Source organism: Pradoshia eiseniae (genome assembly GCF_002946355.1).
Lineage (GTDB): Bacteria > Bacillota > Bacilli > Bacillales > Pradoshiaceae > Pradoshia > Pradoshia eiseniae.
Genome location: NZ_PKOZ01000004.1, coordinates 84537 through 102293, shown reverse-complemented (window position 1 = coordinate 102293; position 17757 = coordinate 84537). Strand labels below are relative to the sequence as shown.

At 40.4% G+C, this 17757-nt stretch carries 19 protein-coding genes and 1 other annotated feature; of the genes, 15 read left to right on the top strand and 4 right to left on the bottom strand.

Features of this window, described 5'->3' with window-relative positions; all coding sequences use genetic code 11:
• Positions 1-93: 93 nt before the first annotated feature.
• The 3 genes from CYL18_RS09080 to CYL18_RS09070 all read left to right on the top strand — a co-directional run bounded on the left by CYL18_RS09080 (position 94) and on the right by CYL18_RS09070 (position 1935).
• Positions 94-810 (top strand): hypothetical protein, encoded by a 717-nt coding sequence (locus tag CYL18_RS09080; protein ID WP_104849182.1) that lies wholly within the window; start codon positions 94-96, stop codon positions 808-810.
• Positions 811-868: 58 nt separating this feature from the next.
• On the top strand, positions 869-1642 hold the full coding sequence (locus tag CYL18_RS09075) for a hypothetical protein (RefSeq protein WP_104849181.1): 774 nt from the start codon (positions 869-871) through the stop codon (positions 1640-1642).
• A 104-nt stretch (positions 1643-1746) separates the two neighbouring features.
• On the top strand, positions 1747-1935 hold the full coding sequence (locus CYL18_RS09070) for a ComZ family protein (protein ID WP_104849180.1): 189 nt from the start codon (positions 1747-1749) through the stop codon (positions 1933-1935).
• A 3-nt stretch (positions 1936-1938) separates the two neighbouring features.
• On the opposite strand, the gene CYL18_RS09065 is transcribed toward CYL18_RS09070, so the two are convergent.
• Entirely contained in the window at positions 1939-2187 is a 249-nt protein-coding gene (locus tag CYL18_RS09065; RefSeq protein ID WP_104849179.1) for a hypothetical protein, read from the bottom strand.
• Positions 2188-2364: 177 nt separating this feature from the next.
• Between CYL18_RS09065 and CYL18_RS09060 the strand changes: the two genes are divergently transcribed.
• The 4 genes from CYL18_RS09060 to CYL18_RS09045 all read left to right on the top strand — a co-directional run bounded on the left by CYL18_RS09060 (position 2365) and on the right by CYL18_RS09045 (position 6389).
• The gene (locus tag CYL18_RS09060) at positions 2365-3300 is read left to right on the top strand and encodes a beta-ketoacyl-ACP synthase III (RefSeq protein ID WP_104849343.1); all 936 of its coding nucleotides are present in this window, start codon (positions 2365-2367) and stop codon (positions 3298-3300) included.
• 36 nt (positions 3301-3336) lie between these two features.
• Positions 3337-4575 (top strand): beta-ketoacyl-ACP synthase II, encoded by a 1239-nt coding sequence (gene fabF / locus CYL18_RS09055; RefSeq protein WP_104849178.1) that lies wholly within the window; start codon positions 3337-3339, stop codon positions 4573-4575.
• A gap of 166 nt (positions 4576-4741) precedes the next feature.
• Entirely contained in the window at positions 4742-5539 is a 798-nt protein-coding gene (locus CYL18_RS09050; protein WP_161497107.1) for a DUF2268 domain-containing protein, read from the top strand.
• Between the two features lie 88 nt (positions 5540-5627).
• Positions 5628-6389 carry a YjbA family protein gene (locus tag CYL18_RS09045; protein ID WP_104849176.1) on the top strand — a complete coding sequence of 254 codons (762 nt, stop codon included), beginning with the start codon at positions 5628-5630 and terminating at the stop codon, positions 6387-6389.
• A gap of 103 nt (positions 6390-6492) precedes the next feature.
• Here the strand turns inward: CYL18_RS09045 and trpS are convergent, their stop codons facing one another.
• The gene (gene trpS, locus CYL18_RS09040; RefSeq protein ID WP_104849175.1) at positions 6493-7482 is read right to left on the bottom strand and encodes a tryptophan--tRNA ligase; all 990 of its coding nucleotides are present in this window, start codon (positions 7480-7482) and stop codon (positions 6493-6495) included.
• Positions 7483-7539: 57 nt separating this feature from the next.
• Positions 7540-7787, bottom strand: a binding site (T-box leader).
• 53 nt (positions 7788-7840) lie between these two features.
• A complete protein-coding gene (locus CYL18_RS09035; protein WP_104849174.1) occupies positions 7841-8215 on the bottom strand; it encodes a DUF3899 domain-containing protein in 375 nt (124 codons plus the stop codon).
• 360 nt (positions 8216-8575) lie between these two features.
• Between CYL18_RS09035 and CYL18_RS09030 the strand changes: the two genes are divergently transcribed.
• From CYL18_RS09030 to CYL18_RS09005, 6 genes are all read left to right on the top strand, one after another.
• Entirely contained in the window at positions 8576-10228 is a 1653-nt protein-coding gene (locus CYL18_RS09030; RefSeq protein WP_104849173.1) for a peptide ABC transporter substrate-binding protein, read from the top strand.
• Between the two features lie 290 nt (positions 10229-10518).
• Positions 10519-11448 (top strand): oligopeptide ABC transporter permease, encoded by a 930-nt coding sequence (opp3b, locus tag CYL18_RS09025; protein WP_104849172.1) that lies wholly within the window; start codon positions 10519-10521, stop codon positions 11446-11448.
• Positions 11448-12476 (top strand): oligopeptide ABC transporter permease, encoded by a 1029-nt coding sequence (gene opp3C, locus CYL18_RS09020; RefSeq protein ID WP_104849171.1) that lies wholly within the window; start codon positions 11448-11450, stop codon positions 12474-12476. Before opp3b ends, opp3C begins: the two co-directional genes overlap by 1 nt.
• Before the next feature lie 18 nt (positions 12477-12494).
• A complete protein-coding gene (locus CYL18_RS09015) occupies positions 12495-13562 on the top strand; it encodes an ABC transporter ATP-binding protein (protein ID WP_104849170.1) in 1068 nt (355 codons plus the stop codon).
• A gap of 1 nt (position 13563) precedes the next feature.
• Complete coding sequence (locus CYL18_RS09010) at positions 13564-14505, top strand: ABC transporter ATP-binding protein (protein ID WP_104849169.1); 942 nt, start codon at positions 13564-13566, stop codon at positions 14503-14505.
• A gap of 288 nt (positions 14506-14793) precedes the next feature.
• A complete protein-coding gene (locus tag CYL18_RS09005) occupies positions 14794-15981 on the top strand; it encodes a putative glycoside hydrolase (protein WP_104849342.1) in 1188 nt (395 codons plus the stop codon).
• 44 nt (positions 15982-16025) lie between these two features.
• Here CYL18_RS09005 and CYL18_RS09000 read toward each other — a convergent pair whose 3' ends face one another.
• Positions 16026-16214 (bottom strand): hypothetical protein, encoded by a 189-nt coding sequence (locus CYL18_RS09000; protein WP_104849168.1) that lies wholly within the window; start codon positions 16212-16214, stop codon positions 16026-16028.
• A 163-nt stretch (positions 16215-16377) separates the two neighbouring features.
• Here CYL18_RS09000 and CYL18_RS08995 point away from each other — a divergent pair, with 163 nt between their 5' ends.
• On the top strand, positions 16378-16956 hold the full coding sequence (locus CYL18_RS08995) for a GNAT family N-acetyltransferase (protein ID WP_104849167.1): 579 nt from the start codon (positions 16378-16380) through the stop codon (positions 16954-16956).
• A gap of 355 nt (positions 16957-17311) precedes the next feature.
• Positions 17312-17707: a transcriptional regulator SpxA gene (spxA, locus tag CYL18_RS08990; RefSeq protein ID WP_104849166.1), complete on the top strand. Its 396-nt coding sequence runs from the start codon at positions 17312-17314 to the stop codon at positions 17705-17707.
• The last annotated feature ends 50 nt before the right edge of the window (positions 17708-17757 follow it).

Sequence of the window (17757 nt, the reverse complement as noted above, 5' to 3'; positions counted from 1 at the left end):
CCGATTTAAGGACAATTAGAAGAATATGCCCGGACATCTTCCTGCGCTCAAACATACATTATCAAGGTAACAACTATTAAGGGGAAAGTGCTGATGAACCAAAAAACATTTCGATTTAACAATGAATGGACAACCATCTTCTACCCGGAACGGCCGAGTGGATTTTCAATTCTTCTAATAGGCGGAGATAATTATTATATAATGGAGAAATCCAATTACTGGATGGAGCATCCTGGTAAGAAGCAAATGGTGGATCATTTGCTTGGAAAGGGTTATACCCTAGTCAGTTCTAACCTTGGTACACATTGGGGAAATGAAGAAGCAGCAGAAAGGCTTGCTGAATTGTACGCGTATTTTATTCGTCAAGAAATCATAAACGAAAAAATTCATCTTTTAGCAGAGGGGACAGGTGCGTTGCTCCTTGAGAAAGTTTGTGCACTTCTTGAAGGTAAAATCCGTTCCATCGGAATGATTAATCCTGAGCTATCATTAGTGAAGCGCTACCAAAAGGAGAAGGAGAATAAATTCTTTCATAAGAAATTTATGAAAGAGATTAGTCTTGCATATAAGATTGAATCAGATGAAGTCTCCCAGTGGATTAAGAGCCAGGGTGACTGTCATCTGCCAAAAGAAATCCCCATCTTTTTAATCCAAGTAATGAATCATTATGAAAGAGATTTAACGGCCTATTATCAAGACCTCACTCATGAACTTGCACATCTTGAAATAAACTATGTAACCCCAGAAAAAAGATATAGCATACCTTATCTTATGAATTCCTTTTTCAGAAGGCATGAAAAACAATTATAAGAAGCATAACCCCTGTTTCCGATGCATAAGGTTAAAAAAACTGGCGGGGGGTTTTACTATGCCAAGGAACATCGTTGTAGCGCCATTTTCTTATGTATCATTTGAACTTTGCATGAAACTGATGGAAAACGGTCAGGAAGTGATTGGTGTTGAGCCCTCTTTGCCATATTTAGATAAGCGAGAAAGGGAAGAGAAGGAGTTGTATTTGGGGAGAAATGCGAATTGGGTTTTATGCCAGTTGGAAGAATTTTTACTAAGGTCAGAAGAAGAGTCTGTTATTTATGTTTGTCACGTAAACCCTGGGTGGTCTGCCATTCAAGATTTCCTAGAAGAGCTTAAGGAGAATTCCTGCAAGATTGTTTACATTACCCATGCAACTCAGCGGCCTTTCATGAATGTAACAGAATGGTCTAAGTCCAATGTCTGGGTTCACTTGCCGTCAATGTATGGATCATGGCAGCCAGAGAACAGTTTTTTTGAGCATAGTCTGATTGATCGATCATTTCCTTTTGAAGAATATGAAAGGGAGGATCGGCGAGACGTTCTCTATATTGATGATGCTATCAATGCCATTATAGAGGTTGCTGAGCTGGAGGGCGGTGCTTATCAGCTCCGGTCTGGAGTGGAAAATCATTGGGATGAGGTACTAAAGGAAATTGGTTACAGCATCCTCTACGATAGTATCGGTGTTGCACAAGACAGGGAGTATATTGTGGGTGAACAAGTCCACTACGCAGATGCTCGCATAAAGCCTGAACAAGGGGTGGAGATGCTTCGAAGACATAGAGAAACCATAGAGAAAAGGATAAGGAGTGTCTTTTATCGAAAATAAGATCGCCAAGGAAACTCCTTTTAAATATATCTTCTTAAGAAATAACTTTAAAAAATACCCCTTTCTATATGAAAGGGGATTTACTTTTATGAGGAGGCTGTAGTATGGCGAAACGAAAGATTGATTATTTATCCCTGGCTATGAAATATTATCCGGAGATTAAGAAGAGGATGACTGAGAGTAATCTGGATATCCATAAGAGAGATCTACTGCCATTTATGGACTTATTCAAAGATATAATGAATGAGGCGTATGATAAAGGCTATAAAGATGGAAAGAACTCGCAAAAATAACGGCTATTTTGATATTAATTTTGAAATGAATGATGGTATTTTACGAAGGTACGGTGAAAGCTCTGATACGCTGTTGATTAGTGTATCTGAGTGCTCCATCAATTTTGTAATATCTATTTGGCTGCCCGATGACTGAGATGGCGGAGGTGACGCTGTCTCTTTTTTGTTATGGCGAGGACCAAACATAAGTCTATCTAATCCTCCTCCGTCTGATTGCTCGTTCCTCTGCTCCTTCTTAGGGAATAACTCCATTAATAAACCCTCCAATGCGCTTAGTTGTCTACATTAGGATATGAATAATCTGTCCAATTGGATAAGACATTTACCTTTATCCCAAAAATTTCTTGCAAAGCTGGGTGGCTTCTTTTAAAATTAGTACCAAGTCTTAATATCAATTAATAAACATGAATATTTAGGAGAGGTGCTATGATGAATGCTGGCATATTAGGAGTAGGGAAATACCTGCCGGAAAAAGTGGTCACCAATTTTGATTTAGAGAAAACCATAGACACTTCAGATGAATGGATTCGGACACGTACCGGAATTGAGGAGAGAAGAATTGCTGATGACTCCATTGATACTTCCGACATGGCTTATGAGGCGGCTGTTCAGGCTTTGCAAGATGCAGCAATCACGGCTGAAGAAATAGATTTAATTTTAGTCGCAACCGTAACGCCAGACAAGGCTTTTCCATCCGTAGCTTGCATTATCCAAGATAAATTAGGCGCAAGGAAGGCTGCTGCGATGGACATCAGTGCAGCTTGTGCCGGGTTTACATATGGCATCGTCACGGCATCCCAATATATAAAATCAGGCGATTATCGCCATATTCTAGTGGTCGGGGTAGAAAAGCTATCTAAGATTACCGACTGGAATGATCGAAATACTGCTGTGCTGTTTGGGGATGGAGCAGGTGCAGTAGTGATGGGAGAGGTTGGAGAGAATAAAGGGATTCTTTCCTTTGAGCTAGGATCGGATGGGGCAGGCGGAAAGCACTTGGAGAAAGCCGATCAATTCATTACGATGAACGGCCGGGAAGTTTATAAGTTTGCGGTCAGACAGATGGGTGAATCCTCCCTCAATGTGCTGCAGAAAGCTGGATTAACGAAGGATGATGTTAGTTTTCTCATTCCGCATCAAGCCAATATCCGTATCATGGAGGCTTCAAGGCAGCGCCTAGAGCTTCCTGTTGAGAAGATGTCTAAAGTTGTCCATAAATACGGGAATACATCATCAGCATCGATCCCGGTCGCTTTATGTGAAGAAGTAGAAGCCGGCAAAATCAATGATGGTGACTTAATCATACTGGTCGGATTTGGGGCAGGACTTACATGGGGTGCTGCTGCAATAAGATGGGGGAAATAATCACTGAATCAGAAAAAGAAGAAGGAGCGATCATTCATGGAGCTGAAGCGAGTTGTTGTGACAGGCATGGGAGCCATTTCACCATTAGGTAACTCTGTAGAAGAGAACTGGAAGAATGCTATTAATGGAGTATCAGGAATAGGACCCTTGACAAGAGTCAATCCAGACGAATTCCCCGCAAAGGTGGCAGGGGAAGTGAAAGGGTTTGAGATAACCGATTATGTGGACCGCAAGGAAGCAAGAAAGATGGATCGCTTTACTCATTATGCCATTGGGGCCGCAAAGATGGCTGTTAATGACTCAAAGCTTGAGATTACACCAGAGAATGCCGAACGTGTAGGTGTTTGGATTGGTTCCGGAATTGGCGGGATGGAAACCTTTGAACAGCAATACGATGTGTTTTTGAATAGAGGATATAGACGTGTCAGTCCATTCTTTGTGCCGATGCTTATTCCTGACATGGCGAGCGGACAAGTGTCAATTATGTTAGGGGCAAAGGGAATCAATTCTTGTACAGTTACTGCTTGTGCAACAGGAACGAACTCGATTGGCGATGCCTTTAAAGCCATTCAGCGCGGCGATGCAGACGTTATAGTAACCGGAGGAGCTGAGGCGCCGATTACAAGAATGGCTTTGGCAGGTTTTTGTGCAAATACGGCGCTTTCAACAAATCCTGATCCAAATTCAGCCAGCAGGCCGTTCGATAAGAATCGCGATGGCTTTGTTATTGGCGAGGGAGCAGGAGTAATCGTCCTTGAGGAGCTATCCCATGCACTAAATCGAAATGCTCCGATTTACGCTGAGATCGTTGGCTATGGTTCAACAGGAGATGCCCATCATATAACAGCCCCGGCTCCAGAAGGCGAAGGCGGTGCAAGAGCGATGAAGATGGCGCTTGATGATGCCAATCTTTCACCTGAATCGGTTGATTATATCAATGCACATGGAACAAGCACCGAATACAATGACTCATTGGAAACGATGGCCATTAAAACTGTGTTTGGTGAATATGCCCATAAACTGGCTATTAGTTCAACGAAATCGATGACAGGCCATTTGCTCGGTGCCGCCGGAGGAATTGAAGCCATATTCTCTGTACTATCGATTGCGAATGATATTATTCCTCCGACCATTCATTATCATGAGAAGGATCCGGCATGCGATTTAGATTATGTTCCTAATGAGGCTAGAGAGAAAACAGTAAGTTGTGCAATGAGCAACTCATTTGGCTTTGGCGGCCATAATGCAACGATAGTATTCAAGAAATACGAATAAGATATCTCTAATATAGGAGGCAAGCGATGCTCACCGGGGTAATGGATATTTATCACCGGTGCGGGTCTCTTGCCTTTTTTCATGTTTATATAGCCTTCACCATTCCCAAATCAGAAATGAGTTCATATAATGCAGAACCTAAATGAATTCGGGAAGTGAGTGCAAAATGGGCATAATCAGGACAGACCGGTGGCTTGATGAATCTTTTGGCGATACGAGAAAAGTAGAGGATTACATTTTGGATGCTGTCCATTCTAAGGAACAAGCACTGATTGAAACGTTAAAAAAGACGGGAATGTATCGGCCCAACAAGAGAACAAAGAGCATCTATGCGCAAATGAAGGAAAGGAATATCTGGGAGGAGGCTGAGGGTTACTATAATAAGTATCAAAAAGAATGGGATGGACCAGATATCCCCATCCTGATATTTCCCGTAATGATGGAAGGTCTCAGGCTTTTTAGACCGGCAGAGAAACGGAAATCAGGGCTGGCCTTTATAGACAAACTCTTCTTGTTTGTTTCGGCTGATATTACAGAAAAGGAATTAGAAGCTTTATTTGTGCATGAATATCATCACGCTACGAGACTGTCGATTCTTGCCGATAGGATGGAAAGTAATTTGGCTGGCTCGATTGTGATGGAGGGTCTCGCGGAATATGCAGTAAGCGAGTATTGCGGAATCGGATATTTAGCCCCATGGACCACACGGCATACGGCAGAGGAAGTCCGGTCGATTCTACAATCAAAATATATGATAAATATTGAACTGGAGAGAAATGACCCCTTACATGACCGTTTACTTTTTGGAGGCGGCGGGATCCCGAAAATGGCTGGATATGAGGCTGGATACAGGGTTGTGAAAGATTATGCGGAATATAAAGGGTTAAAGACAAAGGCATTATTCTCGCTCCCAGCCAAGGAAATCATTAGACAATGGAAGGAACTCGCGATTCAGACGGATTAATCTGCATTTCCCGTGGAATCAGGAATATTTTCCATGAATTCTGCCTATAATGATTGACAAATAGGATAGAAGCGAGGGATATTCTGGTATGTTGTATCTCCATGATGTATGGGTGAATTGGTTTGAAGGAGAAGAAAATAGCTACAATATTTGCAGTTTTCATGAATGGCGAAAAGAAGACACGGTTGAATTACTCGACCAAGTGCCTTTGTTAAAGCTCGAGCCTATATTGTTCCACTACATTGAAAATGATTTGTTGGAGCTGCCATCAAGCCTCTTAGAGGAAGTGTATAAGAAGGCTTATATTCGCAAAAATCATGAGCGGATTCCAATGGATTATTGCTTTGTTGCAACAGATGGGACAGGCATTATCGCCATCGATACGATTGGCTACAGCATTCCAATCCGCAAAAGCAGGCTCATTCCGCGCCAGGAACAATTAGCATATGAAATGATTCAGAATGTCGAACCGGAAAAGTATGATTATGCATCCATGATAGCTGATTATAAGAAAAAGGAATATCATATACTCTCTCCTTCACCAACCATTATGCTCGGACTTACGAGACGTGAGCGTCAATTAAAACAGCTTCTCTTTATGGCCCTTGACCAATTGAAAAATGCAGGCAATACTTCTGAAGTGCGTTATTGGTATACGGAATGGGCACCAGAGGAATATGCCAATGTTCTTGAAATGAGTTTTGATGAAATCTGGGGAAAATTGTTCGATGAAATGAAAAATGGCTGGTCAAGTAAACATACGATGCTGTGCGAACGCATGATTAAGGGACAGCCATTCTTTGAAAAGCTTTGGGAAATGGAAGTAGGAGACCGGCCATCCATGCTGTAGGATGGCTGTTTCTTATGAACCAAGCCTCCTTGATTAAGAGATGGGTAAAAAAGAGTGCAGACTGATAGGTTTACCTGTCAAATCTGCACTCTTTTTATATGGATTAACGTCTTTTTCTGCCTAATCCGACGGCGTTCTTCATTTTTCTTAATGTTTTGTTTGCTGCTTTATTTGCTTCTTCAGCGCCTCTATCTAGGATCTCATCAAGCTCATCAGAGTTCAATAGCTCATTATAGCGTTCTTGGATTGGACGGATGGCCTCAACGACAACATGTGCGACTTCAGCCTTGAAATCTCCATATCCTTTTCCTTCAAATCTTGCCTCAATGCTTGAAACCGGCTCACCGCTTAAAGCGGAGTGAATATCAAGCAGGTTGGAGATTCCTGGTTTGTTTTCGCGATCATACTTTACGATTCCTTCCGAATCCGTGACAGCACTCTTGATTTTCTTCTCGATTTGCTTCAAGTCATCCAATAGGCGGATAGTTGATTTTTGATTTGTATCTGATTTGCTCATTTTTTTGGTTGGCTCTTGCAGCGCCATGATTCTTGCTCCATTGGCTGGGAGCTGAATGTCTGGTATAGTGAAAATCTCTCCATACTTCTTATTGAAACGCTCAGCGATATCACGAGTTAATTCAACATGCTGCTTTTGATCATCGCCCACTGGAACGATATCGGTTTTGTAAAGCAGGATATCTGCAGCCATCAATGGCGGATAGGTAAGAAGCCCGGCTGGGATGGACGCTTGCTTTCTTGACTTGTCCTTGTATTGGGTCATTCTCTCAAGTTCACCGATATAGGAATTGCATTGCATAATCCATCCGGCTTCTGTGTGCGCAGGAACCTCAGATTGAATGAAGATGGTTGCCTTTTCAGGGTCGATTCCGACGGCTAAGTAGAGAGCAGCGAGGCTTTTAATGTTTTTTCTGAGCTCTAGACGATCCTGGGGGACCGTAATCGCATGTTCATCAACAATGCAGAAGTAGCAATGGTATTCATCCTGCAACTTTACGAATTGCCGCATCGCTCCAATATAATTTCCTAATGTAACAGTTCCGGTCGGCTGAATGCCGGAAAAAATCGTTTTCATCTTATAAAAACTCCTTTCAGTATTAAATCCAAACAAAAAAACCCATTCATCCACTAAAGAAGGGACGAATGGGATTCGCGGTACCACCCTAATTGCTTATGTTAATAACATAAACCGGCTCATATCATGCTTTCTTGAAAAGCATGATTGCCCAATAACGCGGGCAAATACGTCCATGCCATACTGTATGTTCCGGCAGGAGGCTCAGGTAAGTCCATTCAGGCAAGGGGGATGTTTGTTCGCAGCAACCACAAACTCTCTGAGATCCTTTCTATTGCCGTACTATTCTCCGTCATAGCCATTTTTATTTCGAATCTGTAAGTAATGATATTTTACTCAAATATCCGTCTCTTGGCAACTATCCAAAGAAAACTATTGAACAGATCAATGTAATCAGGAAAGAGAATACGCCTGAATAAATGAGCGGCCTGGTCCAGGAAAAGGTCAATACCTTAATGGTTGGACCTTTATCTTCAGTATCGCCTGCAAGCTCAGAAATATATTCTTCTTTTTTTGAACTACCCTTCATAACCTTTTTATAGCTGTACGCAAAAATACTGAAAAATCCGCTGCCCATGACAAACATCATTGCGCCGATGCTTAAATAAGTCAGTCCAATCATAAAGTATGCATTAATGAAGGATAGAAGCAGCTCCTGTTGGAATAAGGAATATCCAAATGCTATAAGAAGAGCCGCCGCATTCAGAATGAGATATTTTTTGCCGGATTTCATGCTAGTCCTCCAATTTTTATAGCGTTGTTAAAATAATAGTATATCTTTTTTCGAAATTAAAGTTTATTTTTTATATTTATGAGTTGCAAGATTTTAAATAAAATTTTAATATATTTATAAGTTTAAAAGATTATTTACAAGGTTTCTGTTTTGAATATTCTGAAAACAAGGAAATCTTTTCAGGTTGATTAACAGAAACTTAAGTAATAAAAGCTTTTTCAGGCAGTTTTGACTCTCTTCTGATACAGGAACTTAACGGAAATGTAAAAAAAGATTGCAAAATTGTCAGAAAGCATTTATTATTGGTTACGAAATCTTCTGAAAATTAGAAGAGTAAAAAAATAGGGAGGTCATAACTGTATGAAAGCAAAAAAAATGTCGTTATTTCTTGTAATGATTCTTGCTTTAAGTACGTTCCTGGCTGCATGTTCTGGCGATGACAGTTCATCAGGAAAAGGCGACGGCGGCAGTGCAAAGGATGTAGAACAAGTATTAAACGTGGTTGAAACGTCTGAAATTCCATCAATGGATACAGCTTTAGCAACTGACTCAGTATCCTTCAACGTTATGAATAACGTTATGGAAGGTCTTTACCGCTTAGGTGAAAACGATGAGGTTGTTGATGGTGTAGCTGATGGCGACCCAGAAGTAAGCGAAGATGGCTTAACGTACACTTTCAAATTAAGAGAAGATGCTAAATGGTCCAATGGAGACCCTGTCACAGCTAACGATTTCGTTTACGCTTGGCAAAAAGTAGCTAACCCTGATACAGCTGCTCAATATGCATACATGCTGTATGTAATTGAGAATGGTGAAGAAATTAACTCTGGCAAGAAGGAAGCTTCTGAACTAGGCGTTAAAGCTGTAGATGACTATACTCTAGAAGTTAAGTTGGCGAATGCAGTTCCTTACTTTAAATCCCTTCTTTCTTTTGGAACATTCATGCCTCAAAACCAAAAATACGTTGAAGAACAAGGCGATAAATATGGTTTAGAAGCTGATACAACAATCTATAATGGTCCATTCACATTATCTGAATGGAAACACGAAGAAAGCTTCAAGCTTTCCAAAAACGATCAATACTGGGATAAAGACACTGTGAAACTTGAAACAGTCAACTTCAAGATTGTAAAAGATACAAACACAGCGGTTAACCTTTATGAAACTGGTAAGATCGACCGTGTAGGTTTATCAGCTGAAAACGTTGATACTTATAAAGACTCCGAAGAATTCCTAACAGAACCTGATACATCTGTTTTCTACTTGGAATTTAACCAAGAAGATGAAGTCTTATCTAACGCAAAAATCCGTAAAGCCATTACTATGGCATTCGATAAAGAATCATTTGTTGATACTCTCTTAAATAATGGTTCATCAGCAGCTTATTACATCGTGCCGAAAGAATTCTACACAACTCAAGATGGAAAAGACTTCCGTGATGTAAACGGCGATATGCTGAAAACAAATAAAGAAGAAGCTGCTAAACTTTGGGCTGAAGGCCTAAAAGAGATTGGCAAAGATAGCATAGAACTAGAATTGCTAAACTATGATGGTGACTCTGCTAAGAAAATGGGTGAATACCTAAAAGAGCAAATGGAAACAACGCTTGAAGGGTTAACACTTTCTCTTAACCAACAACCATTCCAAAACAAACTCGATATTCAAGCTAAAGGTGATTTTGATATCTCCTACTCTGGCTGGGGCCCTGACTATCAAGACCCTATGACATTCTTGGATATGTTCACTACTGGAAATGGTAATAACCATACTGCATACAGCAGCAAAGATTACGATAAATTGATCAAGGATGCTAGCACTACACTTCTTGATGATTTAGAAGCTCGTGATAAAGCAATGGCAGATGCTGAAAAACTTCTTATTGAAGAAGATGCAGTAATTGCGCCACTTTACCAACGTGGAGCATCTTTCTTAATGAAAGATAAAGTTAAAGGTTTACTAAGCCACTCATTCGGTGGAGATTACAGCTACAAGTGGGTTTCAATCGAGGAATAATAGCTCGTGAGCCTAAATGGGAGAGTGCAAGCCTAAAAAAGGGCGTGTACTCTCCTTTTCCCTAGTTAGGGCGCTGTTTTCAGAATTAACTGTTAATTATTAAGGTTATTTGATGTTAAATGAGTTGTTGATAATAGTATCTATTTTCTGTGGAATGGGACGAACTATTCATTGATTACTTATGTGGCTGCTTTATAGTCCATATAAGTCCATTCCACAGAAAATACCTTATAAAAAGGACAACTACATATTTAACGATTGCTAGATAGAATAAAAAAGGGGGGCTAAATATGCTGCGATTTACATTACAAAGATTAACTTACATGATTATTACTCTTTTTGTTATCACAACTGCTACCTTTTTCTTAATGAAAATGCTTCCTGGTTCTCCTTTAAAGAATCAAGAAAAACTGACAGCAGAACAAAAAGAAATCATTTACGAAAAATATGGATTGAATGATCCTGTGCCAGTTCAATATGTCAATTATATGGGTGATTTACTTAAAGGTGATTTAGGCACATCTTTCAAATATGATAACCGCCCGGTTACTGAATTGATTGGGACTCGTATTGGAGCGTCTGCACATCTTGGCTTTCAAGCTTTAGTTTTCGGTACAATAGTAGGCTTGACGTTAGGTATACTTGCAGCTCTGCGGCATAATTCGTGGATAGATTTCATGGCTACGGTCATCGCTGTTTTAGGTGCTTCAATTCCATCATTCGTCTTTGCTGCTTTCTTACAGTACTTCCTTGCGGTTAAATGGGAGATATTACCTGTAGCCTTCTGGGAAGGCTTTGAGTATACGATATTGCCAACATTGGCATTGTCCGCTGCGGTAATTGCCTCGATTGCCCGTTTTATGCGCTCTGAAATGTTAGAGGTTATGGGATCTGATTATATTACTCTAGCAAAAGCAAAAGGTTTGTCTGGCGCTAGTGTTGTTATTAAGCATGGAATCCGTAATGCCTTAATTCCCATCATTACGATTCTCGGACCGATGGCGGTCAATATTATGACTGGAACATTGATTATCGAGCAAATATTCGCTATCCCAGGTCTTGGGGAGCAATTTGTTAGCTCTATTAATCAGAATGACTATACAACCATTATGGGGACAACCATTTTCTATAGTGCGTTATTTATTTTAGTCATATTTGTGGTAGATATCCTTTACGGTGTCGTTGATCCACGTATTCGCTTAGCAGGAGGGAAGAAATAATGGAAAAAAACACACAAACTACTAATCTCTCTCCTGATTTATTCCAAGTTGTCGGTCCGAAAAGCAGTGATGCGGAAAAGATTGAAAGAAAAAGTTTAACCTTCTGGCAGGATGCGAGACATAGATTGTTCAAGAATAAGGGTGCTGTAGCCGGTTTAATCATGATTATCATCTTTGTCCTTTTGGCTATTTTTGGTCCGATGGTATCCGGTTATACCTTCAAAGAACAAGATTTAGGCAAATCAAAATTGCCGCCAAGAGTACAAGGGCTAGAGAACATCTCGTGGCTTCCATTTGATGGAACCGACAAAAATGGTGTCAATCTATATGAAACGAAAGGCTATGAAGACACCTACCACTGGTTCGGGACTGATGATTTAGGTCGTGATCAATGGACAAGAATCTGGTATGGAGCGCGGATTTCTTTATATATTGCCTTGCTGGCTGCCGTTATTGAGTTCTTTATAGGAGTCGTCTATGGAGGAGTATCCGGTTTCTTTGGCGGAAGAATTGATGCATTTATGCAGAGGATTATCGAAGTGCTAGTTGGAATTCCGTACTTGATCGTTGTTATTCTGATGATTTTGATCTTTGATAAGCCAGGGGTGCTTTCCATCACTCTCGCCATGGTTGTGACAGGCTGGATAGGAATGGCTCGAATGGTCCGCGGGCAGTTCTTGAAGCTTCGCGATCAGGAATATGTGCTCGCGTCTAAAACATTAGGGGCCACAAACACAAGCCTTATCTTTAAACACTTATTGCCAAATACTTTAGGCCCAGTCATTGTTACATCTATGTTCACCATTCCAGGTGCAATTTTTACAGAGGCATTCCTGAGCTTTATTGGATTAGGGATTGCTGCTCCTGAAGCATCTTTAGGTTCCTTGGTGAATGAAGGATTCAGATACTTACGTTCATTCCCATATTTATTGATTATTCCTGCTCTTACAATCAGTGTTTTGATTTTGAGCTTTAACTTATTAGCAGATGGATTACGCGATGCGTTAGATCCAAAAATGAGAAAATAATAGGGGAGGAGAATAAAAATGGATAAATTGCTAGAAGTGAAAGATTTACATGTCTCCTTCAATACCTATGGTGGGGAAGTAAAAGCAGTCCGCGGTGTCAGCTTTGACCTTTTTAAAGGTGAAACATTGGCGATTGTCGGTGAATCTGGTTCCGGTAAATCAGTTACGACAAAAGCTTTAATGAGATTATTACCTCAACCAGCAGGCTTTATTAAAGAAGGTCATATCCTCTTTGGAGATCGTGATATTGCGAAACTAAGCGAGAAAGAAATGCAAAAGGTGCGTGGTAAGGAAATCTCAATGATTTTCCAAGATCCGATGACGTCCCTGAACCCGACAATGAAAGTCGGCAAACAAATCATGGAGGGACTCATTAAGCATCAAAATTTCAGTAAGTCGGCTGCCCGTGAGCGGGCAATCGAGCTTTTGAGACTTGTCGGAATTGCCCAGCCTGAGATTCGGATGAATCAATACCCTCACCAATTCTCCGGGGGTATGAGACAGCGTGTGGTTGTTGCGATTGCCCTATCTTGTAATCCGAAGATTCTCATTGCCGATGAGCCTACAACAGCGCTTGATGTAACAATCCAAGCGCAAATTCTTGAGCTGATGAAAGACCTGCAAAATAAAATTGACACATCCATCATTTTCATCACACATGACTTGGGAGTTGTAGCTAACGTGGCTGACCGGGTGGCGGTCATGTATGGCGGACAAATCGTTGAGACTGGTACTGTAGATGAAGTATTCTATGATCCACGCCATCCGTATACATGGGGGTTATTATCCTCTATGCCAAGCCTTGACAATGACGGGGATACGGAGTTAGTCGCGATACCGGGAACACCACCGGATTTAATTAATCCTCCTAAGGGGTGCCCATTCGCGCCTCGTAATGAATATGCAATGGAAATTGATTTCGTTAAAGAGCCGCCATATTATCAAGTCTCTGAGACGCATTTTGTGAAATCTTGGCTGCTTCATCCGGATGCGCCTAAGGTGACACCACCAGAAGCTGTTCAAGCACGCATACGCCATATGAACTCCAATTTTGACAAACCGGTAGAAGTAGGAGGGATTAACTAATATGGCTACAAAAGAAAAAATCATTGAGGTAAAAGGTCTTAAGCAATATTTCAATGTTGGTAAACCTAATATGGTCAAAGCCATTGACGGTGTTTCCTTTGATATCTTTAAAGGCGAAACGTTTGGACTTGTAGGAGAGTCTGGCTGCGGAAAATCCACTACCGGACGATCTATTATTCGCTTATATGAACTGACAGAAGGTGAAGTTCGTTTTAAGGGAAAAGAAGTCCATGGTCAGAAGAGCCGCAAGGATTTAAAAGCATTCAACCGCGGTATGCAGATGATCTTCCAGGATCCATATGCTTCCCTTAATCCGCGTATGACAGTTGCAGATATCATTGCTGAGGGTATTGATATCCATGGTTTAGCTAAAACGAAAGAAGAACGAATGAATCGAGTGTATGAGCTGTTGGAGACAGTTGGATTAAACCGTGATCATGCTAACCGCTATCCACATGAATTCTCCGGCGGACAAAGGCAGCGGATTGGTATCGCCAGAGCCTTGGCGGTCGATCCTGATTTCATTATCGCTGATGAGCCTATCTCTGCACTTGATGTATCCATTCAAGCTCAAGTCGTCAACCTGCTGAAGAAATTGCAAAAGGAAAAGGGATTGACATATCTATTCATCGCCCATGACTTATCCATGGTTAAATACATCAGTGATCGTATTGGTGTTATGTATTATGGGAAATTAGTCGAGGTAGCGGATAGTGAGGATTTATATAAGAATCCTATGCATCCATACACACAATCCTTATTATCTGCCATTCCATTACCTGACCCTGACAGCGAAAGAACCCGCCGCAGGAAAGGGTATGACCCAGCAGTTCATAACTATGGGGATAATGAAGAGGTAGAATTGCGTGAGATAGCTCCTGGACACCAAGTACTATGCTCTAAGAAGGAATTCGAGGAATATAAAAAGAAATATGTAAAATAAATTATGTACGACCATCCTGCTATTGGATGGTCTTTCTTAATGATAAGCCCATAATGAAATTGAGATGCTGGGGACCCTTAACGATCATAATTGAATCTCGGAAAGATATTTTTTATGTTTAATTTAGAAGGGATGCTAGCAATAGCAAGAATTACATGTTTTCTCATTATCTATTACCCTCTTTTTATCTGTAAAAAATATCCAAATAAAACACATATTTCAGCGTAAATTGGAGAATAGTGTATAATAGATGGTGGTAAATGGAAAAGAGAGGAGTGGATGGGAAGAATGAGAATGGTAAAACTTCTGGTTTTGCTGAACCTGATTGCCTTTTCAGCTTGGAGCATAGAGGCGAGTGCTGAAGGAAAACAGGTGAAATTACATAGTGAACAGAAAATAAGTATCGAGAATAAAGAATTGCCTGCTGACATGAATCGCTTTCCGGGGGGAAACTATTCCTTTACCTATCCTGATGCGGTTCGAGGGATTTATGTGACGGGGAATTCCGCCGGTGGGAGCAAATATCAAGAGCTCGTTCAACTAATTGAAAAGACCGAATTGAACGCCATGGTTATTGATATTAAGGACGACCTTGGCGACCTAACGTATCTGCCGGATGAGTCAAAGCCTTATGCGGGAGCAGGAAAGAATTTAATTAAAGACCCAGAAAAGCTGCTTAAAGACATGGAGAAGAGGGAGATTTATCCGATTGCCCGTGTAGTTGTTTTTAAGGATAGCTATTTAGCAAAGAAAAAGCCGGAATGGTCATTCAAGGACGGGAATGAGGTTTGGAAGAATGGGCGCGGAGAAGCCTTCGTAAATCCATTTGTGAAGGAAGTTTGGGATTATAACGTCGATATCGCCATAGAGGCCGCGAAGATGGGATTTGAAGAAATCCAATTTGATTATGTTCGTTTCCCTGAAGGCTTTGAAACAAGGGATGATGAGTTGAAATATTCGGTGGGCGACTATGGGGATAAATCGGTTGATAATGTACAGCATCGTGTTAATGCCGTAACAGATTTTGTGGCCTATGCTAAGGAGAAGCTAGAACCGTATGACGTGAAAGTCTCTGTTGATATTTTCGGCTATTCTGCGACCCTGCCTGAGGCGCCTGGCATTGGGCAGAATTTCTCGAAGATTTCTGAGAATGTGGATGTTATTTCATCTATGATTTATCCAAGCCATTGGACCTCTTATTTCGGAATCGCCAAGCCAGATCTCGAGCCTTACAAACTTATTAAAGAATATGCAAAGCTAGAAAATAAAAAGCTTGATGAACTGAAGACACCGCCTGTTTCAAGGCCGTGGATTCAGGATTTTACCGCCACGTGGCTAGGAAGCGGCAATTATAAGACATATGGCAAGCAAGAAGTAGAAGATCAGATCAGAGCGCTAAATGAAGAAGGAATCGATGAATTCCTTTTATGGAATGCTGGAAATCGATATACACCAGGGGTCGATTATACGCCTTAATCAAGAAAAGCAGCGAGTATCAGTAGGTATACCCGCTGCTTTTCTTATTGCTTTACTTTGCCGCCAACTGGTTTGAAGCCTTCCTGTGACAGCTCTGTTTGTCTGACGTAAGAGCTTCTCTTATGGCGAGGGGATAAAAGGTGACCGAGACCATTTGTAAGCGGTCCCATAAAGGCTGTTAAACCAATGACAAATAGGGCGAAAAGGGAGAAATCAATAGCATATTCTATCATTGCGGTTCCTCCTATGCATAACGTCAATGTAAATTTTTCTTTACAATTTCATTTTAGTTGGTTATTAAGCATATTTAAAGGGAAAATGTGTAAAGAACGTAAAAAAATGCTGTTGCTTTTTTCTTGAGTGCAACTAGATGCTAAAGGAGAGTAGACAAGACAGATGAATTGGTATGATAAATTAAAAGAATATTTTCCGCTGGAAGAAATGAAGTCTAAGGAACATTTTGAAGCATTATTGAATAATAAAGATAAGAATTATTTCCTTGATGAAGGAAATAATCATATCTTACTCTATGCTGAAAGAGAAGAATTTATCTTCATTGATTACTTATATGTGATAGGCAATGTGAGAGGAAATGGAATTGGGAAAAAACTGCTTGATGATTTGAAACTGAAAGGAAAGTCAATCTTCCTAGAAGTCGAACCAGCCAACGAAACAGAAGAAGACACGGAAAGACGACTAAAATTTTATAAACGCGAGGGCTTTGAGCATGCGAGCTCCGTTCATTATAAAAAGACTTCTCCCGTTACAGAGGAAGAAGTAGAGCTGGAAATTTTATATTGGTCTCCGGATCCTGCCTTCATGGACCATGAAGTTCTGAATGGCATGCAGGATGTATATAGGGAGCTTCATACGTATAAAGATATGGAACTGTACGGAAGATCATTTGAACCGACTGAGCAGGCCTTGAAAATACATGTTGATAAGACAAATATTTTAGAAGAAATTAAAAGCTGAGGATCTTTCCTCAGCTTTTTACCATATTTTAACCAGGTTTAGCTGTAATTTATAACGGGTATTTATATGAATAAGATTATTAGTAAATAGAAGAAACGGGTAAAGAGTAAAGATGTAGAAGTATTACAAACATTTCGCGCGTGTTATTTTTATGTAATATTGATAGATTAAGGCAGATTTTTCTAAAATAATCTACACAAGGTAAATTTTATCATGTATAATAAATTTAATGTTCCTATTTATAATAATTATAAATTAACGACATTTCAAATATTTTAAACCTATAACTTTACATAGTCGAATATAAAGCCATTGATGGATTTGCGAACTATAACGATAGGGAGAGTGACGGGGAATGGTTACACTATATACATCACCTAGCTGCACTTCATGCAGAAAGGCCAAAGCATGGTTAGAAGAACATGATATTCCATATAAAGAACGAAATATATTTTCAGAGACTTTGAGTCTAGAAGAAATCAAAGAAATCTTACGCATGACCGAGGATGGCACTGATGAAATTATTTCGACTCGTTCAAAAACATTTCAAAAATTGAATGTAAACCTAGATAATTTACCATTGCAAGAACTGTTCACTATCATTCAGCAAAATCCTGGCTTACTGAGAAGACCAATCATCATTGATGAAAAGAGACTGCAGGTAGGCTATAATGAAGATGAGATTAGACGCTTCCTTCCACGTAAGGTAAGGACCTTTCAACTTCGCGAAGCTCAACGCCTAGTGAATTAACAACAATATATTTATCCCCCTTGTATACCGCAAGGGGTTTTTCCTTTTTG